At 71.2% G+C, this 25,771-nt stretch carries 32 protein-coding genes; 14 read left to right on the top strand and 18 right to left on the bottom strand.

What is annotated here, in order from left to right; translation table 11 throughout:
• Positions 1-21 precede the first annotated feature (21 nt).
• The gene (locus EV382_RS19425; protein WP_165435829.1) at positions 22-519 is read right to left on the bottom strand and encodes a YcxB family protein; all 498 of its coding nucleotides are present in this window, start codon (positions 517-519) and stop codon (positions 22-24) included.
• Positions 520-736: 217 nt separating this feature from the next.
• Here EV382_RS19425 and EV382_RS19430 point away from each other — a divergent pair, with 217 nt between their 5' ends.
• A complete protein-coding gene (locus EV382_RS19430; protein WP_130403892.1) occupies positions 737-1,006 on the top strand; it encodes a DUF6959 family protein in 270 nt (89 codons plus the stop codon).
• 34 nt (positions 1,007-1,040) lie between these two features.
• Here the strand turns inward: EV382_RS19430 and EV382_RS19435 are convergent, their stop codons facing one another.
• Entirely contained in the window at positions 1,041-1,922 is an 882-nt protein-coding gene (locus EV382_RS19435) for a HEAT repeat domain-containing protein (protein ID WP_165435830.1), read from the bottom strand.
• A 530-nt stretch (positions 1,923-2,452) separates the two neighbouring features.
• On the opposite strand from EV382_RS19435, the gene EV382_RS32835 reads away from it, so the two are divergent.
• A complete protein-coding gene (locus EV382_RS32835; RefSeq protein ID WP_165435831.1) occupies positions 2,453-2,836 on the top strand; it encodes a hypothetical protein in 384 nt (127 codons plus the stop codon).
• Between the two features lie 81 nt (positions 2,837-2,917).
• Complete coding sequence (locus tag EV382_RS19445; protein ID WP_244236974.1) at positions 2,918-3,298, top strand: VOC family protein; 381 nt, start codon at positions 2,918-2,920, stop codon at positions 3,296-3,298.
• A 267-nt stretch (positions 3,299-3,565) separates the two neighbouring features.
• Here EV382_RS19445 and EV382_RS19450 read toward each other — a convergent pair whose 3' ends face one another.
• Positions 3,566-3,784, bottom strand: coding sequence for a hypothetical protein (locus EV382_RS19450; RefSeq protein WP_130403898.1), 219 nt, complete (start codon positions 3,782-3,784; stop codon positions 3,566-3,568).
• 294 nt (positions 3,785-4,078) lie between these two features.
• Here EV382_RS19450 and EV382_RS19460 point away from each other — a divergent pair, with 294 nt between their 5' ends.
• The 3 genes from EV382_RS19460 (at position 4,079) to EV382_RS19470 (ending at position 5,937) form a co-directional block, all read left to right on the top strand.
• Positions 4,079-4,309, top strand: coding sequence for a GntR family transcriptional regulator (locus tag EV382_RS19460; protein ID WP_130403902.1), 231 nt, complete (start codon positions 4,079-4,081; stop codon positions 4,307-4,309).
• A gap of 87 nt (positions 4,310-4,396) precedes the next feature.
• On the top strand, positions 4,397-4,894 hold the full coding sequence (locus EV382_RS19465) for a SigE family RNA polymerase sigma factor (protein WP_130403904.1): 498 nt from the start codon (positions 4,397-4,399) through the stop codon (positions 4,892-4,894).
• Entirely contained in the window at positions 4,894-5,937 is a 1,044-nt protein-coding gene (locus tag EV382_RS19470) for a hypothetical protein (RefSeq protein ID WP_130403906.1), read from the top strand. Before EV382_RS19465 ends, EV382_RS19470 begins: the two co-directional genes overlap by 1 nt.
• Positions 5,938-5,960: 23 nt before the next feature.
• Here EV382_RS19470 and EV382_RS19475 read toward each other — a convergent pair whose 3' ends face one another.
• Complete coding sequence (locus EV382_RS19475) at positions 5,961-6,938, bottom strand: hypothetical protein (protein WP_130403908.1); 978 nt, start codon at positions 6,936-6,938, stop codon at positions 5,961-5,963.
• A gap of 211 nt (positions 6,939-7,149) precedes the next feature.
• Between EV382_RS19475 and EV382_RS19480 the strand changes: the two genes are divergently transcribed.
• The 4 genes from EV382_RS19480 (at position 7,150) to EV382_RS19495 (ending at position 11,007) form a co-directional block, all read left to right on the top strand.
• Entirely contained in the window at positions 7,150-8,328 is a 1,179-nt protein-coding gene (locus EV382_RS19480; protein ID WP_130409007.1) for an ATP-binding protein, read from the top strand.
• Entirely contained in the window at positions 8,318-9,526 is a 1,209-nt protein-coding gene (locus EV382_RS19485; protein WP_208758452.1) for a hypothetical protein, read from the top strand. Before EV382_RS19480 ends, EV382_RS19485 begins: the two co-directional genes overlap by 11 nt.
• Entirely contained in the window at positions 9,499-10,212 is a 714-nt protein-coding gene (locus tag EV382_RS19490) for a response regulator transcription factor (RefSeq protein ID WP_130403910.1), read from the top strand. Before EV382_RS19485 ends, EV382_RS19490 begins: the two co-directional genes overlap by 28 nt.
• A 72-nt stretch (positions 10,213-10,284) precedes the next feature.
• Entirely contained in the window at positions 10,285-11,007 is a 723-nt protein-coding gene (locus tag EV382_RS19495) for a hypothetical protein (protein ID WP_130403912.1), read from the top strand.
• Here EV382_RS19495 and EV382_RS19500 read toward each other — a convergent pair.
• The 10 genes from EV382_RS19500 to EV382_RS19545 all read right to left on the bottom strand — a co-directional run bounded on the left by EV382_RS19500 (position 10,889) and on the right by EV382_RS19545 (position 21,033).
• Positions 10,889-11,869, bottom strand: coding sequence for a GlxA family transcriptional regulator (locus EV382_RS19500; RefSeq protein WP_130403914.1), 981 nt, complete (start codon positions 11,867-11,869; stop codon positions 10,889-10,891). The genes EV382_RS19495 and EV382_RS19500 overlap by 119 nt on opposite strands.
• Positions 11,870-11,873: 4 nt before the next feature.
• Positions 11,874-12,482 carry an isochorismatase family protein gene (locus EV382_RS19505; protein ID WP_208758453.1) on the bottom strand — a complete coding sequence of 203 codons (609 nt, stop codon included), beginning with the start codon at positions 12,480-12,482 and terminating at the stop codon, positions 11,874-11,876.
• 80 nt (positions 12,483-12,562) lie between these two features.
• On the bottom strand, positions 12,563-13,315 hold the full coding sequence (locus EV382_RS19510; protein WP_130403916.1) for a lysophospholipid acyltransferase family protein: 753 nt from the start codon (positions 13,313-13,315) through the stop codon (positions 12,563-12,565).
• 95 nt (positions 13,316-13,410) lie between these two features.
• A complete protein-coding gene (locus tag EV382_RS19515) occupies positions 13,411-15,471 on the bottom strand; it encodes an amylo-alpha-1,6-glucosidase (RefSeq protein WP_130403918.1) in 2,061 nt (686 codons plus the stop codon).
• The gene (locus EV382_RS19520; protein ID WP_130403920.1) at positions 15,471-15,842 is read right to left on the bottom strand and encodes an SCP2 sterol-binding domain-containing protein; all 372 of its coding nucleotides are present in this window, start codon (positions 15,840-15,842) and stop codon (positions 15,471-15,473) included. Before EV382_RS19520 ends, EV382_RS19515 begins: the two co-directional genes overlap by 1 nt.
• A 226-nt stretch (positions 15,843-16,068) precedes the next feature.
• Positions 16,069-16,485: a CBS domain-containing protein gene (locus tag EV382_RS19525; RefSeq protein ID WP_130403922.1), complete on the bottom strand. Its 417-nt coding sequence runs from the start codon at positions 16,483-16,485 to the stop codon at positions 16,069-16,071.
• 109 nt (positions 16,486-16,594) lie between these two features.
• A complete protein-coding gene (locus EV382_RS19530) occupies positions 16,595-17,035 on the bottom strand; it encodes a PPOX class F420-dependent oxidoreductase (RefSeq protein ID WP_130403924.1) in 441 nt (146 codons plus the stop codon).
• Positions 17,036-17,188: 153 nt separating this feature from the next.
• Complete coding sequence (locus EV382_RS19535; RefSeq protein WP_130403926.1) at positions 17,189-18,214, bottom strand: aspartate-semialdehyde dehydrogenase; 1,026 nt, start codon at positions 18,212-18,214, stop codon at positions 17,189-17,191.
• Positions 18,215-18,409: 195 nt separating this feature from the next.
• Positions 18,410-19,747, bottom strand: coding sequence for a M16 family metallopeptidase (locus tag EV382_RS19540; RefSeq protein WP_130403928.1), 1,338 nt, complete (start codon positions 19,745-19,747; stop codon positions 18,410-18,412).
• Positions 19,744-21,033 (bottom strand): M16 family metallopeptidase, encoded by a 1,290-nt coding sequence (locus EV382_RS19545; protein WP_130403930.1) that lies wholly within the window; start codon positions 21,031-21,033, stop codon positions 19,744-19,746. The genes EV382_RS19540 and EV382_RS19545 overlap by 4 nt, the downstream gene beginning before the upstream one ends.
• Before the next feature lie 101 nt (positions 21,034-21,134).
• Between EV382_RS19545 and EV382_RS19550 the strand changes: the two genes are divergently transcribed.
• On the top strand, positions 21,135-21,872 hold the full coding sequence (locus tag EV382_RS19550) for a phosphodiesterase (RefSeq protein ID WP_130403932.1): 738 nt from the start codon (positions 21,135-21,137) through the stop codon (positions 21,870-21,872).
• Here the strand turns inward: EV382_RS19550 and EV382_RS19555 are convergent.
• Positions 21,839-22,057: a hypothetical protein gene (locus EV382_RS19555; RefSeq protein ID WP_130403934.1), complete on the bottom strand. Its 219-nt coding sequence runs from the start codon at positions 22,055-22,057 to the stop codon at positions 21,839-21,841. The two genes, EV382_RS19550 and EV382_RS19555, sit on opposite strands and share 34 nt — an antisense overlap.
• Before the next feature lie 273 nt (positions 22,058-22,330).
• Between EV382_RS19555 and EV382_RS19560 the strand changes: the two genes are divergently transcribed.
• From EV382_RS19560 to EV382_RS19570, 3 genes are all read left to right on the top strand, one after another.
• The gene (locus EV382_RS19560; RefSeq protein ID WP_130403936.1) at positions 22,331-23,425 is read left to right on the top strand and encodes a 3-deoxy-7-phosphoheptulonate synthase; all 1,095 of its coding nucleotides are present in this window, start codon (positions 22,331-22,333) and stop codon (positions 23,423-23,425) included.
• 486 nt (positions 23,426-23,911) lie between these two features.
• The gene (locus EV382_RS19565; protein ID WP_425271995.1) at positions 23,912-24,145 is read left to right on the top strand and encodes a hypothetical protein; all 234 of its coding nucleotides are present in this window, start codon (positions 23,912-23,914) and stop codon (positions 24,143-24,145) included.
• Between the two features lie 23 nt (positions 24,146-24,168).
• A complete protein-coding gene (locus EV382_RS19570; RefSeq protein WP_053653058.1) occupies positions 24,169-24,363 on the top strand; it encodes a hypothetical protein in 195 nt (64 codons plus the stop codon).
• Between the two features lie 48 nt (positions 24,364-24,411).
• Here EV382_RS19570 and EV382_RS19575 read toward each other — a convergent pair whose 3' ends face one another.
• The 3 genes from EV382_RS19575 to EV382_RS19585 are packed head-to-tail and all read right to left on the bottom strand — an operon-like array spanning position 24,412 to position 25,680.
• Entirely contained in the window at positions 24,412-24,948 is a 537-nt protein-coding gene (locus EV382_RS19575; protein ID WP_130403940.1) for a DUF1360 domain-containing protein, read from the bottom strand.
• Between the two features lie 52 nt (positions 24,949-25,000).
• The gene (locus EV382_RS19580; RefSeq protein WP_130403942.1) at positions 25,001-25,339 is read right to left on the bottom strand and encodes a hypothetical protein; all 339 of its coding nucleotides are present in this window, start codon (positions 25,337-25,339) and stop codon (positions 25,001-25,003) included.
• Complete coding sequence (locus EV382_RS19585) at positions 25,339-25,680, bottom strand: DUF6158 family protein (protein WP_425271996.1); 342 nt, start codon at positions 25,678-25,680, stop codon at positions 25,339-25,341. The genes EV382_RS19580 and EV382_RS19585 overlap by 1 nt, the downstream gene beginning before the upstream one ends.
• Between the last annotated feature and the right edge of the window lie 91 nt (positions 25,681-25,771).

Consider the following 25,771-nt stretch of genomic DNA (forward strand, 5'->3'; position numbering starts at 1 on the left):
GCTTGTGGAGGACCAGTCCCCTCAGGCCGTCACCGGCGTACGCGCAGCGAGGTAAGCCCGAAACTGCGCCTCCTGGTCCTCACCCAGGCCGTCCTTCGGCACAGACATGGCGTGTCGGGAACCGTAGAAGAGCAGCCAACCGGTGTCGGTTTCTACGACACGGATGATTGCCGACCAGAGGACCTCGCTCCGGACCGCCGGATACTCCTCGGTGATGCCCTCCTCGGTCACGATGAGGAGCGCCTCCTGCTGACATGTCGCGGGGAGGTCCGACACTGCACGCCGAAGGTTTTGGCTTACGCCAAGGGCGATGTGGATGCCGAAGAGCGCTATCGCCAGCTGGACAAGCACCAGACCGCTCATGCCGGAGGTGGCCAGGAGTAGACCCCCAAGGCCAGCACCAACGGCCACGACGGCAATTCCGAAGACCCGTGTGGAGCGCAGCGTGTCAGCGTAGATGAACCTCAGGTCAGCCAACACACGGGCGGCATCGAACGGCTTGGTGATCAGGAGCTCCACCGCTGTCCCCCTCAATCGCGGCTGGAAGATCAGCCGACTGTCCAGCATGCGAAGGGGATCTTCGCACCAAAGACATGGCCGTACAGCCACCCGTACAGCCAAGACTGCCTGCAAGCCCCGACACGAGACGACGACGAATGGCGTGACCACGCGAAGCACAACTGACCAGCCACCCGTGTTGGCTGCACCAGCCAAGGCGGCCTGAGATCATCGCGGCATGGAGCAGGAACGAGCCGAGGTGCTGTCGCGGTCCGGCAACTACGCCGTCGTCCACTTGCTCGGCCGGGCATTTCCCGGCCTTCACGTCCAGGGCGACACCCTGGCGACGCTCCGGACGCAGCTCGCCGGAGCAGCCCGAGCGCTGCGCGAACGGCAGCGCGACGCCGAAGTCCTCGATGAGCTGGACGCCGCGGTTGAGGACATTGACGCCCTGCTGGGCTTCTACGCAGAGACCCTGTCCCGGCACGGCATCAAGCTGCCCTACTGATCGCACGCACGTCGCGACACGGATCGCGCACCTATCAGGGGGACGGGGGCAGTGCGGCGACGCCGCTCGCGCCGTCCGTCATGGCGGCGGTGCAACAGGCGATGGCGCGCTCAAGCCCCTCGACCCAGGGATCGTCCGGCTCGTTATCCGGTGTACGCAACTGGACGAGCGCCGGAGTCAGGCGCGGGTCGGCAAGTTCGGCGGCGGCGCGCAGCCACAACGATCCGGGGTCCGGCCTGGTCAACCGATCGGCGATAGCGGCGAGCGCCGAGGGGTCCCCGCGGCGAGCCAGGCCAAGGGCGGCTTCCGCCGCCGGGTACGCCTCATCGGTGTCCGATTCGCCAAGCAGGCTCCGCAGCCCAGCACGGATCTGCGGTGAGTCGACATCAAGCTGGCTGCCGAGCGCAAACGCCGCCCAGTCACGCACCGTCGCGTCGCCGTCCGCGAGCCGCCCGATCAGTGCCATGACCGCGGGATCATCGGCTGCTGGTTCATCCAGCGTGATGGGGCGGCCGCCGATCGCGATCCGACGCACCACGACCTCGGCGTCGTCGAGTAGCCGCAGCAGGAACGGCACACACCGCTGCTCGCTGCTCTGGTTGCCCAGCGCTTGGGCCACCGTTGCCCGAACACACGCATCGCGATCGGCGCAGCCCGCGTCAGCGTGATCGAGCAACGCATCGAGCGCCGGTGGATAGTTCAACGCCACCGCTCCGAGCGCCGTGAACCCAACGTCACGTACGTCAGGTTCGTCGCTTCGTATCCACTCCTGCGCGTACGCCAGAGCCTGCTCACGGCCCACCGTCTCAGCGAATCGCCAGACGTCGTCGTCTGTGCCGGCTACCAGTTCCGTCAGCGGTGGATCCTCGTCAGCCACCATCATCGACCTCCGGAGCGAGGAGATCCGCTCTACCACTGCCGCTCCATCGCTGTTGCAACTTCTGCCGGTTAGCCGGCGGCCAGGCAAGTAGCGCCCGAAGCTGCCCTATTGCGTCCAGCACCTCGGCGCGGTGCCTGCCGTCCTTGATCCACGCTGGCAAGCGCTCAACCAGGGTCTGGCTGCCCATGTGCTGGCCGCGTTCCCGCAACCGAGCGGACACGTACGCCTCCAGCAGGTCCAGGTGCTCAGCGTTGTACGCCCAGAGCACACGCCCACGGCACCCGGTCGACAACCAGAGGGGCAGGCCGAAGTAGGGGTCATTCGGGCCCGAGAAGCCAGGGAAGGCGCGCGCGTTGTTTGCGAGGCGCGAAGCTGCCCAGAGGTCCGCATATGCGCACCCGAGACAACTGAGCCGACGGCGCAGCCAGACATCACGCCGCGTACCGACGGCCAGATCCTCGGGACGGGGAAGGACCGAGGCACGTTCTGCACAGCGTGGGCAGCGGACGAGGATTTCGCCGGCAGCCAAGCCGCGCAGCCAGTGCCTCGGATCGCGGAAGCGCCCAGTGTTCCCGCTCTCAGCCGCCGCCATAGATCAACTGTACGGCCATCGGTACAGCCAAGACCGCCGCCAAGCGCCGACACCAACGGACGACGACGACCAAGCTGACCAGGGACGCACCCACGCCACCAGCCATCTGAGATTCACTCCCAAGGCAGGGGGATGGCTTGGTTGGGAAGAGGGCCGTCAGCCGATCTACCTGTACACGTGTGCGGACGACAGCGTGGTTTCGCTGACCTGGTTCGAAGGTGGCATCGACATCAAGGGTCACTTCAGCAGTGACCCCTACCGGGAGTTCGGATCCCTCGCCGAGAACTTCGGTGCCACGATCCACGGTGATGATGGTGAGCGCTACACGGCCGACGGAGTCCTTCCGCCCAGCCATTAGCGGCAGAGCGCTGCGAGCCTGATGGTCACCAGCAGCACGCACAGCGGGATTTCACGACGCTGATACCGTCGGGCTGTGTCGATGTTCCGCACTCCTCAGGTGATCCTCTTCAGCGAGGACGTCACCCGCGCCGCCGAGTTCTACACCGGTCTGGGCTTCACGGAGACCTTCCGGGTGCCGACCGAGGGCGAGCCCATCCACATCGATGTCGCGCTCGACGGCTACAAGATCGGCATCGCCTCGGTGGCCTCCACCCGCGATGACCACGGGCTCGACCCCGTACCCGAGGGCCAGCGGGCCGCGGTGATCCTCTGGACCGACGACACCGCCCACGCGTACGCAGAACTCACGGCGAACGGCGCCCCGGCCCTGGCGGCACCGCATCGGTGGCTCGATCGCCTGCTGATCGCTTGGACGGCCGACCCGGATGGCAGTCCGATCCAGATCGTCCAGCGGCTCTGACCTCACCGAAGGGCAGACTGCGGCGGTCGAGCGGTGGCGAACTGGCATGCCTCTCCTCGACCACGATGCCCGCACGCTGGACGTACACCTCTCGCTTGTCGGTTGCCCTGCCCTTCGCGTCGAGGACATAGCCCGTCAACCACACCCAGCCGTGGTACGGGTCGAGGCTGCCGACTGAGACGAGCCGGATGCGAAGCGCCCGTTCACCGCTGAACTGCATCGAACACGCCGACCCGATCAGCACCACATCGCCGGAGTTGAACCCGGTCACGGCATCCAGCCGAGGAAGCGGCGCTGGAGGGCGTCCGGTGGAGCCCAGCTCATGTCCGTCTTGGCGGACGTCAGGCACGCGCCCATGTGGAGGGCCAGCGAGATCGGAGAGGCGGCATAGTCGCTCAGCAGCTCAAGGCGGCGCGCGGCACACGGCCAGGGTCGGCCGCACGTCTCACACAGCCAGAGCGGCAGGATCGGTCCGTGCTTCGTCATTGGTGCTCACCGGGCCACTGCGGCTGATTCCAGGGGATGCGGTGGCGGGACCGGCAGGGCAGCTCGGCACCACAGCGGCACACGTAGCGCCGACCCAGGCAACTCCAGGTCGGACGGTGAAGCCACGCCAGGGTCATCACCGCCGACAACAGACAGTCATGAAAGCGGACCGCTCGCATTCGGCCTCCTACGGTGCGTCACTCTCTCCGCATTGACCGTAATCCTGTACGTCCTTGTACGTCTATAGACGTACCGACGACCTGGACGTCTATAGACGTGCCCTAGGTTGCCTTCATGATCGATCCGCTGGCTCCGACACCGATCTACGTTCAGCTCGCGGACGTGATCGCCAAACGGATTGAGACCGGGGAGCTGGCGCCCAGGCGCCCGATTCCGAGTGAATCCACGCTTCAGCAGGAGTACGGCGTCGCTCGCGGCACGGTTCGCGCGGCAGTGCGCCTACTGCGAGAGCGTGGACTGGTGATGACCGTGCCGCAGCGGGGCACCTACGTCAGCGACAAGTAGTCGCATCACGAGATCGATTCGAGCCTGCCGCGCATGAAGTGCCCGCCAGGTGTCTACGGGCCGGCCGCTTCATGGCGTTAATAGTGCGTGACGTTCGAGGAGTACGCGTTCGCTCGCACTTCGGCGCTGGTGCGGCTCGCCCGGTTGCTGACCGGTGACGAGCACCGGGCCGAGGACCTGGTTCAGGAGGTCCTGGCGCAGGCGTACGCCCGGTGGGGGCGGATCTCCCGGACGGATCGTCCGGACGCCTATGTCCACCGCATGCTCGTCAACGCTCACCACTCGTGGTGGCGACAGCGAAGCAGCCGGGAGGTCTCGGTCGCCGCGGTGACTGATCGGGCCGGCACCACGGACGAAGCCGCCGGGGTCGCCGAGCGCGACGCGCTGTGGCGGCTGGTCTGTGCTCTGCCGACGCGTCAGCGGACCGTGATCGTTCTGCGCTACTACGAGGATCTCGACGACACGTCGATCGCCGACATCCTCGCCTGTTCGACCGGCACGGTTCGCACACATGCGAAGCGCGCCCTGGCGGCGCTGCGTCAACGACAGGTAGCGGCAACCCACGCACGGGCAGGAGAGCTCTGATGTTCAGTGATCTCGATGAGCAGCTCGCCACCACGCTCAAGCATCAGGCTGGCGGCGACATCGATCCGACGCCGATCGTGCAACAGGCCCGGCATCGCGGCCGGCGGTTGCGGCTGCGTCGACGGGGACTGATCGTCGGCGGCCTGGCAGCGACATGTGTCGCTCTCACCTCGGTGGTGCTGGCGATCCCGGGCGTTCGGAGCACCGATGACCCGATCATGCCGGCCGCAGCGCTGATGCTGCCGGAGGCGCAGAGCGATGGGACCGTACGCCCCGAGGAGGTCGGTGCCGACGCCGCGACGGTGCACTTCTCGACCGACGCGCTGGTCAACGATGCCACCTTCGCGTCGTGGCGCACCGGACGGGGCATCGAGAGCGTCGAGTTTCGGGGCCCGAGTGGTCATGCTCGTTTCGTGTTGGCGCGCACCGAAGTGTTGCTGGACGGACTCCAGCAGACGTTGTCCTCGCAGGGGCGACCGCAGGGACGGACCGAGGTACGGGTCGGTGACCGCTCGGGGGTCGCCTGGTTCGATCCGTCCGGGGACCGGAAGCTATGGTTCGTCCGCTGGCAACCCGCGAACGAACTCTGGGCTCAGTTGGACATCTACGCGACCACCCGCGACGAGGCGGTCGGTACGGCGAGCCGGGTCCGGTTCGACGGTGCCCACCGCTGCGTCGTGCCGTTCCGGCTGGAGTCGCTGCCGCCCGATGGACGGTTGCTGGAGTGCTCGGTCACGCTCGGCCGGTCGGCTCGGGACTCCTTCGTCGAGGGCTCCCTGGTGGTCGGTGACGCATCCGGCCGTTGGCTGACCGTTCGGGCGCAACTCGCTCCGATCAGCGACGACGCCCGGCGCGGAGATCTTGTCGCCGGCCCCTACCGGGCCCGCCGGCAAGGCAGGGATGTGCTGGAGATGGTGGTCAAGCCCTGCTACGTCGAGGCGTTCCGCAAGGGTCGGGGGAACGGTTACACCGAGGCGGAGGGCTTGGCGATCCTCGGCGGGTACCGGCCGGCCCGGGACCTCGAGCGCCCGGAGAGCTGGTGACGCCGCGCTCAGGCTGAGGCCGTCTAGACGGGCCCGAGCAGGGCGGCCAGTGCCTCGTCGCCCTGCCCGAGCTGTGCCTCGCCCGTCGCTGGCGCGACCAGGAACCGTCGGCAGCCGTCGAGTTCCACGTACCGGTCGGGGCCCGCCCCGTCGAGCGGGCGCAGCACCGCGAAGCGGGACGCCGGGGTGTCGCAGTCGACCACCGCCCGACGGTTGGACAGCGCCCGGAGCACGCCCGCCTGACGTTCGGTCGGCAGCGGCCCGCCGTACACGAAATCACCTGGCGGTTTCTCGCCGCCCTGGATCGACGTGGGCACCTCGTAGACGCAGAGGCGCAGCGGCCCGGAAACCGCCGCCCCGGGCGGGCCGGGGCGGCCGTTTCTGGTCTCCACCCACACCATGTCCGTCCACTGCTGGGCGCACCCGGCGGCTTCGGCCGTCGCGGTTTCGACCTGCCGGATGGTACGGGTGTCCACGGTGGTCCACTGCGGCCCGGCGAGCGCGGCGGTCACCTCGGGGCGCGGTTTGCCGCAGGAGTCCGTCGGCAGGTACGGCCGCAGCCAGCGCCCCCGGTCGTCCAGCAGGGCCAACCACGGTGGGATGACCATGTCGAGGGTGCAGGCGGTGTCTCCGTCGGCCTGCTCGTTGGGCAGGCGTAGCGCGGCGAGCAGCGGGGCGATCTCGTCGGCGCGTCGTTCGGTGGCGATCTGCTCGTGGCCGCCGTTGCGGCCCGGCCGGACCTCCCGTCCGCAGGTCAAGGCCGCGACCGGGGTGAACGCGGGGTCGATGCGACCGATCGTCGGCTCGTTCGCCGTCGGCGGCGACGGTATCGGGATGATGTCGCCGGCCCGTGGCGCGTCCTTGGCGCAGGACGTCCACCCGTCGACGATCTGCGCCGGAGCGGGCTGGTCGGCCCCGCCGGGCCCGATCTCCGTGCCACCGCAGCCGCCCAACGCCAGGCCGAGCAGTGTCACCGCCAGTACCGTCCGGGACGCGCGCATCCGGCTCACCACCTTCCACCCGGGGATGAGACGGGCGACGGGCGCTGCCGGTTCCGGCAGGAACAGTCCGTGCACACAGCGGCGCAGAGTGACACATCAGCGACACTCCGCGCAGAATGGGGTTATCACTTGTCGTCGGCCATGTTATTGTCCGATGTCGATCTATACCGTGTGGACCCGGACCGGGTCGTTGTCGGAAGGGCACTTCCCGATGCCGGCCGTTGCCACCCCCACCATGCCGCCTCCCACGTTGGACAATCCGGCCGGCGGAGCCCTGGGCTTCATCTTCACCACGCTGCCAGCGTTGCTGCGGCTGACCTGCGGGCTGTTCGCCGCGGGGGTGGCCGTGTCGGTGCAGACCCCGCCGGTCGAGCAGGCGGTGTTGCTGCCCGCTGTGGCCGTCCTGACCGGCTGGTCCCTCTGGTACGCGCACCGCGCGTTACGCCACGGCATCGGTCCCGTCCTCGTCGCCGGCGACGTGGCGGTCACCGCGCTGACCTGCCTCCTCATCCCGGTGCTGGTGGCGCCCGAGGTGCTGCCCGGGGAGGGCAGCTGGATCGCCGTGCTGGCCAGCACCACGGTGATCAACACCCAGGCCACCGCCCCGGCGCGCTGGTCGATTCCGGCCGGCCTGCTCGTGATCGCCACGTACGTGACCGGGGCGCAGGCGGCCGGCAACCCCACCGAAGCGCGGGCGCACGCGGCCACGCTGCTGGCGCAGACCGCCTGCACGGCGATGATGGCGGCGGTCATGCGCCGGCGCATCGGCCGGGCGGACCGCGCCTTCGTCGAGCACCAGCGGCTGACCCGGGAGGCGTTGGTCGCCCGCGCCGCCCGCGAGGCCGAACGCCAACAGAACCGCGACCTGCACGACACCGTGCTCGGGACGCTGACCATGGTGGGTCTGGGCGCGGTCGCCGGGCCCTCGACCGCCTTCCGGGACCGGTGCGCGGCGGACCTGCGTACCCTCGTCGCGCTCACCGACATCCACCCGGTCGCCGGAGACGGCCCGGTGCCGCTCGACGGCCGGTTGCGGTCGGTGGTCGGCCGGCTGCCCGAGCTTGCGGTCCGACTGGACCTGGCACCCTGCGCGGTCCCCGTCGGGGTGGCCGACGCGATCGGCGAGAGCACCTACGCGGCGCTGTCCAACGTGGTCCGCCACGCCCCCGGCGCCAGCGCCACGCTGCGACTGACCCGGGACGCGATCGGCGTCGTGGTCGAGGTCGTCGACGACGGCCCCGGCTTCGACCTGGCCACCGTCCCACCGCACCGGTACGGGTTGCGCGAGTCGATCCGCGGCCGGATGGCAACCGTCGGTGGGCGGGCCGAGGTGCGGTCGACGGTCGGCGTCGGCACCCGGATTCGACTGGAGTGGCCCGGTGTCGGCTGACCTGAACACCCCGGTGCACCCCACCGACACTGCCGAGGCACCGCACCGGACGGCAGTTCCGACACCTCGGGAGCCGGCCTCCAGCGCGACGCTCGCCGCGCCGGCCGCCGTCGCGCACGCCTCCGACCGGGGTGCCCGGATCGCCGCCGTCGCCATCGCGTTGGCCTGGCACGTCGCGATCGCGCTGCCGGCGGTGCTGGGCGCCCGCGCGGAGTTCGCCGCGCCAACGGTGGTGCTCGGCGCGTGGATCCTGGTCGCCGTGACCGGCGCGGTGGCCGGGGTGCGGCTGCTGCAGGGCTCACCGCTGCCGCCGTGGCCGCTGGCCGGGCTGCTGCTGGTCGTCGACGCGGCCGTCTTCGCCGCGGCCGGCGAGCGACAGTTGTTCACCGCCGCCAACTGGGTGTGGGGCACCCTCGGCTGGTTCTTCGTGCTGGCGGTGTGGGGTCGACGCGTCGCGGGGCTGATCGCGCTGTTGAGCACGCACGCGCTGATCGCGCTGGTCGCCGTGCTCAGGCATGGCCCCGACCCGGCCGACGTGGCCCGCTACGTGATGTACGTCTACGGCACGTTCTCGCTGCCGGTGGCGGTCTTCGTGGGCAGCACTGTCATCGTCGGCCTGGCCCGGGAGCGGGCCGCCGTCTCAGCCGCCGGTCACGCGATGGCCGCGGAGCGGGACGCCGCCGAGCATGGCCTGCGGGAGCGCCGGGACCGGCTCGCGCTGGCCAGTTCGGCGGCCGGGCGGGTCCTCGGTGACCTGGCCGCCGGCGAGGCCGACCCGGACGACCCGGAGGTGCAGCGCCGCTGCATGCTGGCCGCCGCCCGGCTGCGCCGCCTGATCGCCGAGTCCGACGATGTGCCCGACCCGCTGTTGCACGAGTTGCGCGCCGCCGCCGACCTGGCGGAACGCAACGGCCTACCGATCGACCTGGTCACCATCGGCACCCCACCACCGCTGCCGGTGCAGGTCCGCCGACGGTTGGCCGACCCGCTCACCGGCACCCTCGCCGACGCCCGGGGATGGGCGCGCCTGACCGTGGTCTCCGGCCCGGACGAGGTGGTGGTCAGCCTGGTCACGCCGGACCGGGAGGGGCCGGAGGCGACCGGCCCGCCACCTGCGGAAGACGACGACGGGCCAGTGGAGTACCTCTACGAACGGGACGGGAACATCAGATGGGCGCAGACCCGGTGGCGGCGGTGACCGGCGATCGGCCGGTCGGGGTGGCGATCGTCGACGATCACCCGGTGGTGGTCGAGGGGGTCCGCGCCTGGCTCGCGACCGAGCCGCGCCTCACGGTGCTCGCCACCGGCGACGACCCGGACGAGGTGCTGCGGGCGGCGCCGGACGCCGACGTCGTCCTGCTCGACCTGCGGCTGCACGGGCGAATGGCGTTGGACAAGTTGGGCGAGCTGAGCGCCGCCGGGCGGCGGGTGGTGGTCTACTCGGAGCACACCGACCCACAGACGATGCTCGCCGCGCTGGACGCCGGGGCGGTGGCGTTCCTGGCCAAGCACGAGGGCCGCGAACACTGCGTGGAGACGGTGCTGGCCGCCGCGAGCGACCGCCCGTACGTGCCGCCGGCGCTGGCCGGTGCGATGGTCGGCGACCCACGGCCGGACCGGCCGATGCTGTCCGACAAGGAACGTGAGGCACTGCTGCTGTGGTTCCAGTCGATGTCCAAGGCGTCGGTGGCTCGGCGGATGCAGATCAGCGAGCACACCGTGAAGCAGTACGTCGACCGGGCGCGGATCAAGTACACCCGGGCGGGGCGGCCAGCCGCCACAAAGGCGGCTCTCCTCGCCCGTGCGATCGAGGACGGTCTCGTCCGCCCGGAGGATATCGGCATCTACCGGTCACAGGCGACACCTGACCGGCCGACCCCCTAACAGGCGTCATGACAGCGGCCCTCCGGTCCGCCAGGCTTCAGTACACAGCCAGCTGACCGGAAGGTCGTGACGATGCACGCCGACGCGTCCCCCTTCTTCATCGGTCCCCACCGGTTCGACGCCGAAGACGACGGCGTGGGCCCACCCCTGGACCGCGACTACAACCTTCGACCGAGGCCTGGCGAACGGGTGCTCGGGCGACACCGGCTGCTGGTCGCGGGCTACCTGCTCGGGCCCAGCGAGATGCGATGCCGCTGGCAACTGCCCGAGCCGGTCGCGGTGACCGTCACCGACCAACGGATCTGCTGGGTGGGCAGCGGCGCGCAGCTGTCGCTGGTCGCCGACGGCACCCACCGGGCCCGGCCGCCGGCCCGGCTCAACGGCCTGATGAGCGGCCAGATCCGCTGGCAGTGGCCGTCCCGGTTGGAGCTGCCGGCGGCCGAGCCGGACGCGCCGGCGCAGCTGCTGATCGTCTGCGACGCGCTGCGCACCATTCAGCAGCCGGCGCTGGCGTTGCGCGGAGCGGCCGCCGAGGTGGTGGCGCTGGCCCGGCAGGTCCGCCGGGCGGTGGCCATGTTCCGGCTCACCCGTCCCCAACTGGTCGACCTCTCCGCCCAGGAGCGCGACGTGCTGCTGCTGCGGGCCGGCCCCGGCCTGCTCGCCGGCGACACCCGGGTCACGCTGCCCGGCTCGTTGCCGGTGGAGTTCCACTCCCGCGACGACTACTACCGTTCGAGACCGGATCCGACCTCGTGGGGCGGGCTCGCAGGCGGCGCAGCATCCGGGCATCGGTGAACCCGACGGCCCGCGCGGCGGCCTCCACGGTCGTGCCGTGCCCGATCAGATGCTCGGCCCGTTCCACCCGGAGCAGCTGCTGATAGCCGAGCGGGGTGAGGCCGGTGCTCGCCCGGAACAGCCGGGTCAGCGTTCGTTCGGCGACGCCACCGGCGGCGGCCAGCTCGGCCAGCGGCAGCGGCTCGGCGTACCGGCTGTCGATCAGATCCTGCACCCGGTGCACCGAGTCGGAGAGATGTGAGCGGTGCCGCATCAGCGCGCTGGCCTGCGGCTCGTGCCCGTTGCGGCGGGCGTAGACGACCAGCGTGCGGGCGATCTTCGCGGCGGTCGCCGGGCCGTGCCGGGTCGCCACCAGGTGCAGTGCCACGTCGATGCCACTGGCGATGCCCGCCGAGGTGACCACCCGGTCGTCCACCACGTACAGCACATCGCGGACGACCTGGGCCGCCGGATGCCGGCGGGCCAGGTCGTCCTGCACCTCGTGGTGGGTGGTGCAGCGCCGGCCGTCGAGCAGCCCGGCCCGCCCGAGCGCGTACGCCCCGGCGCAGACGCTGGCCACCGTGCCGCCAGCCGCGTGGTGCTCGGCGAGCCGCCGCAGGTCAGCGGGCGACACCGGCCCCTGCGGTCCGTGCGCCGCCGGCCGCCAGCCGGGCACGATCACCAGGTCGTCCGGGGCCAGCTCGGGCCACCGGGTGTCGGCGACCAGCGGTACGCCCTGCACGGTGGGCACCTGCTCGCGTTCCGCGACGTAGTGCAGCTGATAGTCGTACCCGAGGTCAGCGGCGCTGGAGAAGACCTGGGCCGGCCCGGCGAGGTCCAGCAGGTGCAGCTGGGGGACCAGCAGGAAGACGACCCGGGTCACGACGTCAGCCCCGACTGCCGGCGAGGGTCGCGCCGGTCAGCTCGGCCACGGTCCGGATGGTCGCGAAGCGGCCCGCCAGCGCGTACTCGGTGCGGGTCACGATCTCCTCGTTCGTCAGGGTGCGCGGGTCGGCGAGGATCTCCGCGACCGTCGCCGACTCGGGCAGGTCCCAGTGCGGGATGGGGAAGGTCAGCGTGGCGTCGGTGACGAACGTCATCCGGTAACCGAGGTCCGCGCCGACCCGGGTGGTGGTCTCCACGCACTGCTCGGTGCGGATGCCGCAGACGGCGATGTCGGTGATGCCCGCCTGGGTCAGCAACTGCTGAAGGTTCGTGGTGGTGAACGCGTTGTGCGCGGTCTTGACCAGCGTCGGCTCACCCTCGGCGGGAACCAGCCCGTCGATCAGCCGCACGTACCCGAGGGCGGGGTCGAACAACCCGCCCGTGCCCGGCTCCGAGTGCAGGACCCAGACCACCAGGTCGCCGCGCTGCCGGGCGGCAGCCACCAGCCGGTCGACCTGGCGGACGATGTCGGGGTTGGACCCGTACGCCCAGATCGGGCGTTGCCGGAAGGACTCCTGCACGTCGATCACGACGAGTGCTGCTCTGTTCATGACGTAGATCCTGGCCGGACGGCGTTCGCGCCGGCAGACACCATTCTGCCCGGGTGCGGAACGATCCGGCCAACCCGGCGTCAGGCGCTGGGGCTGTGCTGCTCGGCGGCGGCGTCCAGGGCGGCGGCCTCCTCCGGGGTGGGCGCGCTGCCGCCCAGGTGCGCGGGCTGCCACCAGGTGTCGTCCGGGCCAGCCGGAGTGTCCGGATAATCCCGCTGCGCCCGGTCGACCAGGGCGCTGAGCCGGGTGGTCAGCTCGGCGGCCAGCACGTTCGGGTCCGGGAAGTCCGCCGGGTTGATCGGCTCACCGATCAGGATGGTGATCGGCGTGTGCCGGCGGGTCAGGGTGCGCGGGCGGCCCTTGGTCCAGAGGCGCTGGGTGCCCCACAACGCGACCGGCAGCACCGGCACCTTCGCCGACCGGGCCATCCGGACCGTGCCGCTCTTGAGCTCCTTGACGGTGAACGACCGGCTGATCGTCGCCTCGGGGAAGACGCCGACGACCTCGCCCTTCTTCAACGCGGCCACGGCGGCCCGGAACGAGCCCGCGCCGGCCTGCCGGTCCACCGGAATGTGCCGCATCCCGCGCATCAGCGGGCCGGAGATCCGGTGCGTGAACACCGATTCCTTGGCCATGAAGCGGACCAGCCGCCCCGACGCGTTCGCGCCCAGACCGGCGAAGATGAAGTCGAGGTAGCTGACGTGGTTGCTGGCCAACACCGCCCCGCCAGTACGGGGTACGTGGTGGGCGCCCTCGATGGTGATCTTCAGGTCGAGGAGACGGAACATCGTCTTGGCGGTGGCGATAACGGGCGGGTACACGAGCTCCGGCATCCGCAGAATCTACCCCGACGGGCTGGGGTTCGCCTCGGCGGCGAACCGGCGGGGACGCGGGTGGCGCGCCACCGCCGGTTCGACCCTCGCCTCGGTCAGTCGGCGAGGTTGTCCAGGTCCATTCGTCCCCGGGCGAACGCGTCCACCCGACCCCAGCGCCCCGGGATGTCCAGCACCTCGATACGGCCCATCCCCACCGGCAGCCGCGGCTCGACCGCCAGGTGACCCTCGTGCGGCTCCAGACCGAGCATGGTGCGCAACAGCAGCAGCGGCGCGCCCGTCGACCAGGCCTGCGGGCTGCACGCCGTCGGGTACTCCACCGGGAACTTGGTCAGCTCCCGCGGGTAGCCGCCGAACGCCTCCGGCAACCGGCCGTCGAAGTACGTGGCGGCGTCCAGGATGCCGTTGGCGATGATCGCGGCCTCCTCGGCGAAGCCGTAGCGGCGCAGGCCCCAGGCGATGAACGAGTTGTCGAACGGCCAGATCGTGCCGTTGTGGTAGCCGATGGGGTTGTACCGCGTCTCCCCCTCGGCGAGCGTGCGCACCCCCCAGCCGGAGAAGAGCCGCGGCCCGACCAGGTGCGCGGCGAGCTTCTCCGCCCGCTCGGGTTCGACGATCCCGCTCCACAGCAGGTGGCCGATGTTGGAGCTGAGGATGTCGCACTGGCGGCCGTCCGGGTCCAGGGCCAGGGCGTAGAACTCGCCGTCGGCCACCCACCAGTCCCGGTTGAACCGCTCCTTCAGCTCCGCCGCCTCCCGCTCCAACCGGTCGGCGAACTCCGGGTCACCCCAGAACTCGCGGGCCAGTCGGGCGGCGCGGACCTTCGCGTCGTACGCGTACCCCTGCACCTCGCAGGTGGCTCTCGGGAACGGCGGCAACGTGCCGTCGGAGTAGGAGATCGAGTCCCAGGAGTCCTTCCAGCACTGGTTCTCCAGGCCGGTCTCGGTGTTGCGCCGCTCGTACCAGATGTAGCCGTTACCGACCAGGTCAGCGTAGTTGTCGATCCACCTCAACGCGGCCCGGGACTCCTGCTCCAACTCCTTGACCAGCGCGACGTCCCCGGTCCACCGCTCGTACTCGTCGAGCAGCACGAGGAACAGCGGCGTCGCGTCCACCGAGCCGTAGTACGGCGAGTGCGGCTGCTCCTCGAACGCGGCGGTTTCGCCGTACCGCATCTCGTGCAGGATGCGCCCCGGGTCCTCGTCCCGGAAGTCGTCGAACCGGCTGCCCTGCAGCGACGCCAGGATGCGCAGCGTCGTCTTCGACAGCTGCGGGGTGAACGGCAACGTCTGCAGGCAGGTGAGGATGCTGTCCCGGCCGAACATGGTCATGAACCAGGGCAGGCCGGCGGCGGGCAGCGAGGCGCCGCCGAGCGACAGCGGTGAGAAGCGCAGCGCCGCCAGGTCGATCAGGCTGCGCCGGTACGTGCTGGCGACCCGACCGTGCTCACTGTTGACCTTCGGGGCGTCGGCGATCCACTGCTCCAGGTCGTGTTGGAGGGCGAGCCGCTCGGTGCCGTGCACCCGTACGCCCATCCGCAGATCCCGGCCCCCGGGCCCGAGGGCGTGGGTCTGCACGTCGATGGCGGTGTCCCACTGCTCGTTGGGTTCCAGATGGACGGTGTACGCGAAACCCCTGCTGTCGTAGCGGGCCTCCGTCGACGAGGAGATGACCGTCTCGCGCCGGAAATTGCCCCGGCGGTAGCCCAGCCGCAGCTTGTCCGGCTCGACCTCGGCGTAGTTCTCGCCCTTCTTGTTGAGGATCTCGTCCTTGACCTGGAACAGGTCGGCGAAGTCCGACGCCGCCTCCATCCGGATCTCCAGGTCGACCGGCTTCTCGTCGTGGTTGAGGATGGTGAGCTGCTCCCGGAAGCTGCCGCCCACCGCGCGCTCCCGGATGATCGACAGCTTCGCGTCCACGTAGTGCGTGGCCATCCCCGGGACCAGGAAGAACCGCGACTCGAAGTACTGCAGGTCGTCGAAGGAGAGGGAGTTGAGGCGTTCACCGTTGACGGTCAGCACCCAGGTCGACAGGAACCGGGTGTCGAGAGAGAAGAGCCCGGTGGGCTCGCTCGGCGTTGCCTCGATGTCACCGGTGTCCTCGCAGACGACGAAGGTGTTGCCGTCCAGGATCCGGATCGTGTTGCTCTGCCCCATCAGTGCACCTCCTGGGTGAAGCGCCGACGCGGCCCACGGGCGTCCGGGGAACCCGGGAAGATTCGTTCCACCTGCACCACCAGCCGGGCGTCACCGGAGACAGTCATGTCCCCGCGCAGCAGGGCGGCCAGCCCGTGGTCGCGGCCACTGGCGATTTCCTCGAAGAGGGTCGGGCTCGCCCAGATGACGGTGTCGGCCTCCCGGTCCTCCTGACTCACCTCCAGGCGGCCATGGTCGATGGCCAGCAGCCAGTGCCGGGTCTGCGTGCCCTCGTGCAGGTCGATGCGCAGCGTCCCGGAGGCCTTCGCCAGCAGGGGTTCGTACCCCCGCCGGTCCAGGTCCTCGAAGAACCTCGTGGTCGCGTCCACCATCGGGTCCACTCCTCCCCCAGTTCGCCGGGCCCGGGTCCCACCCGGCGCGCTCGCGTCACGGGTACGGCCGGCTCGGCACGTCCCCGCACGGGTCCCCGCCGCTGCCCCGGCCAACCTCGCCCGGATCGGGTGAGCGGCGCGCCCGGCCCGCCGGCACCACGCCGGGCCTGGACGACCGACGCCGGCCCTCCCGCGAGGGGAGGGCCGGCGCGTCCGCGGCGGACGATCAGTTGTTCGGGTCGTCGGCGCTGATGTCGGCCAGCACCGACTGCGGTTCGCGCTCGACCGCAAGGTCACCCATGGAAACCAGGCCGATCAGGCGCCCGTCGTCGATCACCGGGAGTCGGCGTACCGCGTACGTCCGCATCAGGTCCGCGGCGGCCACGGCATCGTCGTACTGACTCACCGTGATCACGTCGCGGGTGGTGATCTGGTTCAACCGGGTCGAGCCCGGGTCCATGTTCTCTGCGACACCTCGGACCGTGATGTCCCGGTCCGTGACGATGCCGACCACACTGTCGCCGTCGGTCACCACCACATCCCCAATCGCGCTGTCGCGCATCTCCTGCGCGGCCGCGATGAGCGTGTCGTTGCCGTCCATCGTCACCAACCGGGTCGTCATGAACTCTCCGACCGTTGTCATGGTGCTCCCCTCTCGGTGTCGGCACGGCACGTCTACCCGCCGCTCGGCAGGGGGTAACGCCGACCTGGGGGCGGCTACCGTGTGATCGAGCCGGGGTGATCGCCTGGGGTCAGCCCCGGGGCGGCATGCCGTAGAGCCGCTCGACGTGCAGGCGGAGCACGATCCGCCCCTCGTCGACCATGGCCTGGCGGTACTCGTCCCAGTCGGGGTGTTCCCCGCTCAGCCCTCGGTAGAGCGCCACCAACTCCTCGACCGTCTCGTCGCCAGGCTCGGCGGACGGCGGGGTCAGCTCGGCACGTCCCTCGACCACCGCGTACGCCCAGCCGTCCTCGCTGCTGACGTGGAAGCTGGCGCGCGGGTCGCGGCGCAGGTTGGCGGTCTTGGCGCGGTCGTCGGTGACCGAGACCCGGATCAGACCCGCCTCCCGGTCGAAGGAGTAGAGCACCGTGGACAACTGCGGACGCCCGTCCCGCTTGATGGTGGCGAGCACGCCCATCGAGCGGCCGGCCACGAGATCGGTCAACGCCTGCTGGGTGCGGTCATCCGGCATGGGTCTCCTCCAGGTTGGACGATCGTCTCCGACCCATCCAAGCACGGTCTGCCGGCCGTCGCGGGCGACCGCCGCAACGACACCGAGCCCCCGCCGACGGACGGCGAGGGCTCGGTGTTCGACGAGAGCTGGGTGTGGCGGCGACCGCGCCGGTCAGCGGCGCTCGGCGGCGACCAGCTCGGCGAGCTGCACCGCGTTGAGCGCGGCACCCTTGCGCAGGTTGTCGTTGGAGCAGAACAGGGCCAGCCCGTACTCGACGGTCTCGTCGGCGCGGATCCGACCCACGTAGGTCGGGTCCTGACCGGCGGCCTGCAACGGCGTCGGTACGGCGGTCAGCGCGACCCCGGGTGCGTCGGCGAGCAGCTCGTGGGCCCGCTGCGGGGTGAGCGGCCGGGCGAAGCGGGCGTTGATCTGGAGCGAGTGGCCGGTGAAGACGGGCACCCGGACGCAGGTGCCGGAGACCTTGAGGTCGGGGATCTCCAGGATCTTGCGGCTCTCGTTGCGGAGCTTCTGCTCCTCGTCGGTCTCGAACGAGCCGTCGTCGACGATCGAGCCGGCCAGCGGGAGCACGTTGAAGGCGATCGGCTCGGCGAACGAACGCGGCGCGGGGAACTCCACGGCCGCACCGTCGAAGGCCAGCCCGGTGGCGTGCTCGGCGACCTTGCGGACCTGCTCGTCGAGCTCGGCGACGCCGGCCAGCCCGGCACCGGACACCGCCTGGTACGTCGACACGACCAGGCCGACCAGGCCGGCTTCGGCGTGCAGCGGGCGCAGCACCGGCATCGCGGCCATCGTGGTGCAGTTGGGGTTGGCGATGATGCCCTTCGGCCGGTCGGCGGCGGCGTGCGGGTTGACCTCGGCGACCACCAGCGGCACCAGTGGGTCCATCCGGTACGCCGACGAGTTGTCGATCACCACGGCGCCGGCTTCGGCGACCCGGGGCGCCAACTCCCGGGCGGTGCCCTTACCGGCCGAGAAGAGCACGATGTCCAGCCCGGAGTAGTCCGCGGTCGCGGCGTCCTCGACGATCACCTCACCGTCGCGCCACGGCAGCGCACGCCCGGCGGACCGCGCCGAGGCGAACAACCGCACCTGCTCCGCCGGGAACTCCCGCTCCGCCAGCACCTGCCGCATCACGCCACCGACCTGGCCGGTGGCCCCCACAATGCCGATCCTCATGCCCGCGAGGCTACCGACCCCACCCCCGAAACCGGGACCCCTTTCCCACCCCCCGGGTCCCACCTCACACCCCCTGCCTCCCGTACCCCTCCCCCTCACACCCGCCCCTTCTCCCGTCGATCATGAAGTTATTGCCACGACATGCCGCGCCGCGCGACAACAACTTCATGATCAACGGGGTGAGACCGAAGGGCTTCAGGGGAGGAGAGTTGCTAGGCCGGTGGCCTCCAGGTCGTCGCGGATCACTGCGGCGTCGCCCTCGATGACCAGGGTGAGGGCTTCCGGGTGCAGGTGGGTGGCGGCTGCGGCGGAGACCTGGGCCACGTCGGCGGAGAGCAGCGACTCGCGCAAGCGCGCGTGGTAGTCGTCCGGCAGGTCGTGCACCACCAGGGTGGTCAGCGCGGAGGCGATCGCCCGGGGGCTCTGCAACTCGACCGAGAGCTGCCCGGCCCGCCAGGAGCGGGCCACCGCCAGCTCCTCCTCGGTCACCCCACCCACCTGGGTACGGGTGATCTCGCCCACCGCCTCGACCAGGGCCAGCGCGGTGACGGCGGTCTGTACGCCGGAGCTGACCGCGAACCGACCGAACCGCCGCGACGCCGCGAAGTCACCCCGGATGCCGTAGGTGTAGCCGTGCACCTCCCGCAGCAGGTGGTTGAGACGGGAGGTGAACGCCCCGCCGAGCACCGTGCCGGCCAGCGTCATCGGCACGTGGTCGGGGTGCGCCCGGTGTGGTGACGGGTGGCCCAGCCGCAGCGTGGACTGCACCGAGCCGGGCCGGTCCACCAGGATGATCCGCCGTTCGCTGTGCAGCGGCACCTCGACCGGGCCGGGCCGTTCGGCGGGGCCGCCACCGGTGCCGGCGAACGCGGCGGCGGCAAGCGCGTCCAGGTCGATCCGGTCCAGGTCACCGGCGACGATCAGGGTGCCGGGACGCAGGAACCACTCGGAGTGGAAGACCGTCACGTCCTCCACGTCCAACCCGGCGACCGACTCCGGGTCGCCGTGCATCGGCCGTCCCCAGCGGTTCTGCGCCCCGAACAGGTCGGCGCGCAGCGCGGCGTCGGCGCGCGGGCCGGGGTTGGCCCAGTCCATCCGGAGCGCGGTCGCCTCGTCGTCGCGGACCCGGCGTACATCGGCGGGGTCGAGCCTGGGCGTCCGGACCGCCTCGGCCAGCAGCTCCACGGCCGCACTCAGCCGGTCCACCGGGATCACCACGCTGGCTTGGAACGAGTCCCAGTCCAGACCGGTCGACAACGCGGTGCCGAGCCCTTCGACGGCGAGCGCGTACGCGGCGGCGTCCCGCTGCGCGGTGCCCTCCTCCAACGCCTTGGCCAGCACACCGGACAGGCCCTCCTTGCCGATTGGCTCCTGCCCAGCGCCCACGTCGAGCAGCAGCAGGGCCACGGCGAGGTTCTGCCCCGGCAGGTGCGCGGCGACGACCTGACCACCGGCGACGGCGCGGCGGACCACCGGCGGGAACCGGTACGGGCGGGCCGCGCCCGGGCCGGGACGGTCGGCGATCAGCGTCATGAGGTCTCCTCGGGCAGGTAGGTCAGGGTCACCCGGTCGGTGGTGAGCACGTCGGCGGCGGCCTCGGCGATCTGCTCGGCGGTGACCGCGAGCAGTGCCGGCAACTGGTCGGCGAGGCGGGCCGGGTCACCGAACTGTGTGGCGTACCGACCGAGCAGGTCCGCGCGGCCGTCGACGGTGGACAGCTGCCGCCACCACCCGGTGCTGAGCAACGCCTTGGCCCGATCCAGCTCGGCGGCGGTGACCGGCACGGTGGCCAACTCGTCGACGACCTCGGCCAGCCCCTCGGCCAGCCGCTCGGCGGTCACTCCGGGACGGGCGGTGGCGGTGGCGATCAGTGGCGCCGGGGCGTGGGCGAGGTCCACCCCGTACGCCCCGACCAGGTCCGGCTGCGCGATCCGCTCGCCGTCGGCGAGGCGCTGGTAGAGCCTGCTGCCCCGACCACTGCCGAGGACGGTGGCGAGCACGGTGATCACGTTGTACGTCGGGCTGCCGAACGGGTAGCTGCGGTGGGCGATGTACACCCGCGGCGCCGGCACGTCGGCGCTCACCGACTCCACGGCCGTCCGCCCGGTGGCGGGGACGACGCGGCCGTCCGGTGCCGGCGGGATGTCGTCGCGGGCGGGCAGCGCGCCGAAGTACTTGTCGGCGAGCGCGAACACATCGGAGGCGGTGGCGTCGCCGACCACGGTGAGCACCGCGTTGTTCGGCGCGTAGTAGGTCTGGTGGAACGCCTGGAAGGTGGCGAGGTCGGCGGCGTTCAGGTCGGCCATCGAGCCGATGGTCGGGTGGTGGTACGGGTGCCCCGGTGGGTAGAGCAGCGGCAGCAACCGCAGCCAGGCGTCACCGTACGGAACGTTCTCGTAGCGCTGCCGGCGCTCGTTCTTCACCACGTCCCGCTGGTTGTCCAGCGTCTCCTGGGTGAGGGCGGGGACCAGGCCGCCCATCCGGTCGGCTTCCAACCACAGCGCCAGCTCCAGGTGCTCGGCCGGGACCGTCTCGAAGTAGTTGGTCCGGTCCGGGTTGGTGGTGGCGTTGAGCGAGCCACCGGAACCCTGGATCAGCTTCATGTGCTCGGTCTTCGCCACGTTCACCGAACCCTCGAACATCAGGTGCTCGAAGAGGTGCGCGAAACCGGTCTGCCCGGCCGGCTCGTGCCGGGAGCCGACGTCGTACCAGAGGTTGACGGCCACGGCGGGCGCGGTGCGATCCTCACTCACCACCACACGCAGGCCGTTGTCCAGTCGGGACGTCTGAATGGGCCAGGGGTAACCACTGTCGGGCATGCCCCGACGCTATCCGATCTCGGGGGCGGAAAGGTGACGTGCGGTCGGTCGGCGAGCCGAGCCGGCCGCATCGGAGCCGCCGCTCGGGGTATCGGAGCGGAATGACCCTCACCAGGCCTCCGTCCCGGGCCGCCACCGCCGTCGAACGCGCCAGCACCGCACTCGGCAGGCTGCGCCGCGGCCGGCTGCTGCATCCGGCCGGTCGCTCCTTCGTCGGCGAGACGGTGATCTGGGGTACGCCCGGACCGCCCACCGGGGTCGCCCTGCTGGACCAGCCCGGCCGGTACCGGACCACCGTCCGGCTCTCCAAGGGAACGCCAACGCCCGGCAGCTGGCCCGACGTCCTGGGCCTCGCGCTGCGCCTGCACCGCGACGCCGGCCGACCGTTCGACCTGTTGGTCAGCTCCAGCGGCGCGGCCCCGGTGCTGCGGAGCCTGCCGCTGCCCCGACGCCGCTTCACCGGCACGTACAGCACGATCACCTGCTACCGCGCGGGACGACGTCGGCTGTGGCTGGCCGCGTTGGCCGACCCCGACTCGGCCGACCTCGGGCGCAGCCTGGCGGCGGCGGCCGCTGCGACCCGGCGGGACACTCCGCGCCTGGTGCTCGCGGTCGCGTCAGCCGTGGGGCCGTGGCGGCTGGTCGGGGAGGTCAGCCTCGGCAGCCAGCTCAGCGCCGAGCAGGACGCGGCGCTCGCGTTCGACCCGACGCACAACCTGCCACCCGAGCTGCGGATGGCAGGTCCGCTGGGCTGGCTGCGCGACCACACCTACCGGGGGTCGCGCCGGGCCCGCGGGGCGACCGCTCAGTCCGGCGGTTCGACCGCGGCCACGGTCTGATCCGAGGTACGACGTTCCAGCACCGTGTCCGGCGCGGCGTTCTGGTCCGCCGCCCGGATGTCCGATTCGGCGAGGATGGCCTCCGCCTGCGCCTCCGGATCGTCGCTGCCCACCGCTTCCTCCTCGGGCAGGAGGTGGTGCGCACGGGACTCCATCCGCTCCTGATCGCTCTGCTCATCTGTCATGGCACCCCTGTTACCCCGACCGCAGCCCCGGCACGCGATCTTCGCCCCGCATCTTGGGACGACCGGCCGGGCGACCGCGTCCGGTCGGGTACGCTGGTCCGGTGACGCGTTCCTATCGATGGTTTAGGCAGCCGGCTCGCACGCCGGTGACTTCACCATGAACTGACGTCACCACGGACCGAGCCGGCTGGGCAGGAGCTGTCGTTCCTGCCCTTTTGCGTACGAGCAGCCGGCTCGTCCCGGGCACCGGCCCCGGGCACGGTCGGCGGAAGGATGCCCACCGTGACGACCCCGGAGACCGATCGGGTCAGCGATCAGCGGATCGACCGTGTCGTGCCGCTGACCACACCCGCCCTGCTGCACCACGAGTTGCCCTTGGACGCCCCGCTCGCGTCGGCCGTGCTGACCGGCCGCCGCGCGGTCGGGCGCGTCCTGGACCGCGAGGACGACCGCCTGCTGGTGGTTGTCGGCCCCTGCTCGGTGCATGATCCGGCCGCCGCCCTCGACTACGCGCAGCGGCTGCGGACGGCGGCCGACCGGCTCGCCGACGACCTGTTGATCGTCATGCGGGTCTACTTCGAGAAGCCCCGCTCCACGGTCGGATGGAAGGGCCTGATCAACGATCCGGGCCTGGACGGCAGCGGGGACGTCAACACCGGCCTGCGGCTGGCTCGGGCGCTCCTGCTCGACGTGCTACGTCTCGGCCTGCCGGTGGGTTGCGAGTTCCTCGATCCGATCACCCCGCAGTACATCGCGGACACGGTGGCCTGGGGCGCGATCGGCGCCCGCACCGTGGAGAGCCAGGTGCACCGCCAGCTCGCCTCCGGCCTGTCCATGCCGATCGGGATGAAGAACCGCCCGGACGGCAGCATCGGCACGGCCGTGGACGCGATCCGCGCCGCCGGCGTGCCGCACGTCTTCCCCGGCATCGACTTCTCCGGCACGCCGGCGATCATGCACACCCGCGGCAACACCGACGGGCACCTGGTGCTGCGCGGCGGGGGCGGCCGGCCCAACTACGACGCCGAGTCGGTGGCCGGGGCGCTCGACCTGCTCCGCGCGGCCGACCTGCCGGAGCGGCTGGTGATCGATGCCAGTCACGCCAACAGCGGCAAGGACCACCGCAACCAGCCGCTGGTCGCCGCGGACGTGGCCGCCCAGCTGGCCGCCGGCCAGCGTGGGATCACCGGCGTGATGCTGGAGTCGTTCCTGCTGCCCGGTCGGCAGGAACTCGACCCGACCCGGAAGTTGGAGTACGGCCGGTCCGTCACCGACGCCTGCCTCGGCTGGGACGACACCGCCGAGGTGCTCGACCACCTCGCCTCGGCGGTGCGGGCCCGCCGGGCCACCCTGCCGACGACGGTGTGACCGCCGACACGGCGGCACTCGGAACACGAGTGGGGGTCGGCTCGTTGACTGGGGTGTCGGTGTGTCCAGTGTCCCCGGGCCTCACCTAAATAGCCTTCGCGGAATACCGTCCGGCTGGAGCCGCGTAGCGCCACTCGCCGAGAGGCGACCTACACACCGACACCAGCGCCGCCCCCGGCCCACAAGGCCGGGGGCGGCGCTGTCTGTAGCCCTTCGAACCCCGGCCCGGCCCGACTGACCGTGCCCCTCCCCTCCGTCCTATCCCCCCTTTGCTCTGCACCCGCCGATGCGCCGCCTTGCTCTCCACCTGCCCATGGCGCCGCTTTGCTCTGCACCCGCCGACGCGCCGCGCACGGTCCGTAAAGGCGCACACGTTCCGTAACTGGCGCACGGACGGGTGCAGAGCAAAGGCAAATCGCATGGCGGATGGCCGGAGGCGGCGGCCGGCCCTGTGGCGTGACGTTTGACCGATTCTGCCCCGGGTAGCTGATCGACGTGACCGATGACGCATCCGTGGCCGGCGAGCCGGACACGCGAGCCCTCGACGACCTGCTCGACGACATCTATCGGGCGCAGGAGCGGGTCACTCAGGCGGAGATCTATCGCCAGGCTGTGGCCGCCGAACTGCCGCCGGACCTGCTCGCCCGCATTGACGCGCTTCCCGAGGGCGAATACGCGGTGGACGAGGCCAGCGACCTGCTGGGCGGTTCCATCGGGTGAGCGACCGCAGAAGGGACACCGACATGACGCACCACGAGGACCACGACGAGAAGGTGCCGGCGCTGGGTCAGCCCCCGAAGGGGCGGGACACCACGCCCGAGCCGGATTTCGCCAACGAGCACGACAAGACGGCGGTGGATCGGGACATCATCACCGGGGCGGACGAGGACGAACGGGAGCCGGAGTCGCCGCACGGTTGGTCCGGTATGCAGCGCTGAGGCGTACGAGGAAGGGGGCCGGCCCGCGCCGGCCCCCTTTCTCGGCTTTCAGTCGTCGTGCCCACCCTCGGCGGCCTGCTGCGCCGTCGCGTACGCCATCTGGAGGAAGTCGGACGCGGCGACCGCCGTCAGCGCGGTGGCCACCAGGCGGGTGAGCCGGGGCGCGAGCACCAGGCCTCCGGTCAGCCCGGTGGCCACCCAGACCGCCAGACAGAACGGGCAGCTCAGCAGCTCGCCGATGGCGTGCCGGGTGGGGCTGCCCGAGTCGCGGACCTGCTCCATCACCTCGCCGCTGCCGATCGGGCGGTCGTAGCGGGTGAACGGCGCCCGCAGCGGGCTGGTCACCGCGTCCTTGGACAGCAACCGGCTCAGCTTGTGCGTGGCGATGGAGAGCAGCACCACGTCGGACGGGGCTGGCCGCTCCGGCACCGGCCGACCGGTCGCCTTGACCAGGCTGGCGAGCGCCCCGGTCACCCCGGCGTAGGCGCCCATCGCCACCAGGTAGCCGCCGAGCGGCCGGTGTTCGTGCGGCGCGTACGCCCGGCGCAGCCGGGCGGCCTTATGCCGCAGGCCAGTGTCGCTCACCCGATCTCCTCACATGTCGTGGTGGTGCGGAGCGGCGTACCGCTGTCTGGGTTCAGCCGGCCTGAAGGTTGTCGGCGACCTCGCGGGCCAGGTTGGTGAGTGCCTCGTCGGCCAGCTGGTCCGGCCCGGCCCCGCCCGACCCGTCGGCCAGGTCGAGCTGGATCCGGGCACCGCCGGAATCCGCCGGCTCGACCCGGATCTCGGCGGACCAGTCGTCGGCGTCGCCTCGGCCCCAGCGGGCACGCAGCTCCTCGCCGCTGATCTCGGTGGGAGGGCTGCCGTCGCCCCGTAGCGGCTCCGGCAGCCAGGCCGAGGCACGGTCGGGGTCGGTGGCCGTGCTGAAGACCACCTCGGGTGGCGCGGACATGCCGCGCACCGCGCGCGCCGCCATCAGGCGTCCCGCAGGCGGCTGGGATCGACCTCACGACCCGGGTGGCGGGCCAGGTACTCGGTCTCCAGCTCCGCCGTGCGTCGCAGGTGGTTGGCGAGCGCGGAGTCCGCCGCGTGCCGCAGGGTGTCCAGGCGGGTGCGGTGCAGGCTGTGCATCTCGCGGATCAGGTCCTCGTCGGTCAGCTCCGTCGGGTCGATCCCGAGCAGGTCGCCGTCGAGGCCGGGAACGCCGGCGGGGTCGACGCGCTCATCGCCGTCCCACTCGGGCACCCGCTGTTCCGGGCTCATATCCGCGCTGCCGCTGGACGCAAAGCCGTCCTCACGTACCGATCCGGTCATGATCGCCCCCCTTGATCTCGTTTGGGCTGGCGTCTAGACGATTGCCCAGGCGTGGTGCTGCCAAACCACGCCGGCACGGCGGCAACTACGACAC

Origin of the sequence: Micromonospora violae, assembly GCF_004217135.1 — a bacterium.
Taxonomy (GTDB): domain Bacteria; phylum Actinomycetota; class Actinomycetes; order Mycobacteriales; family Micromonosporaceae; genus Micromonospora; species Micromonospora violae.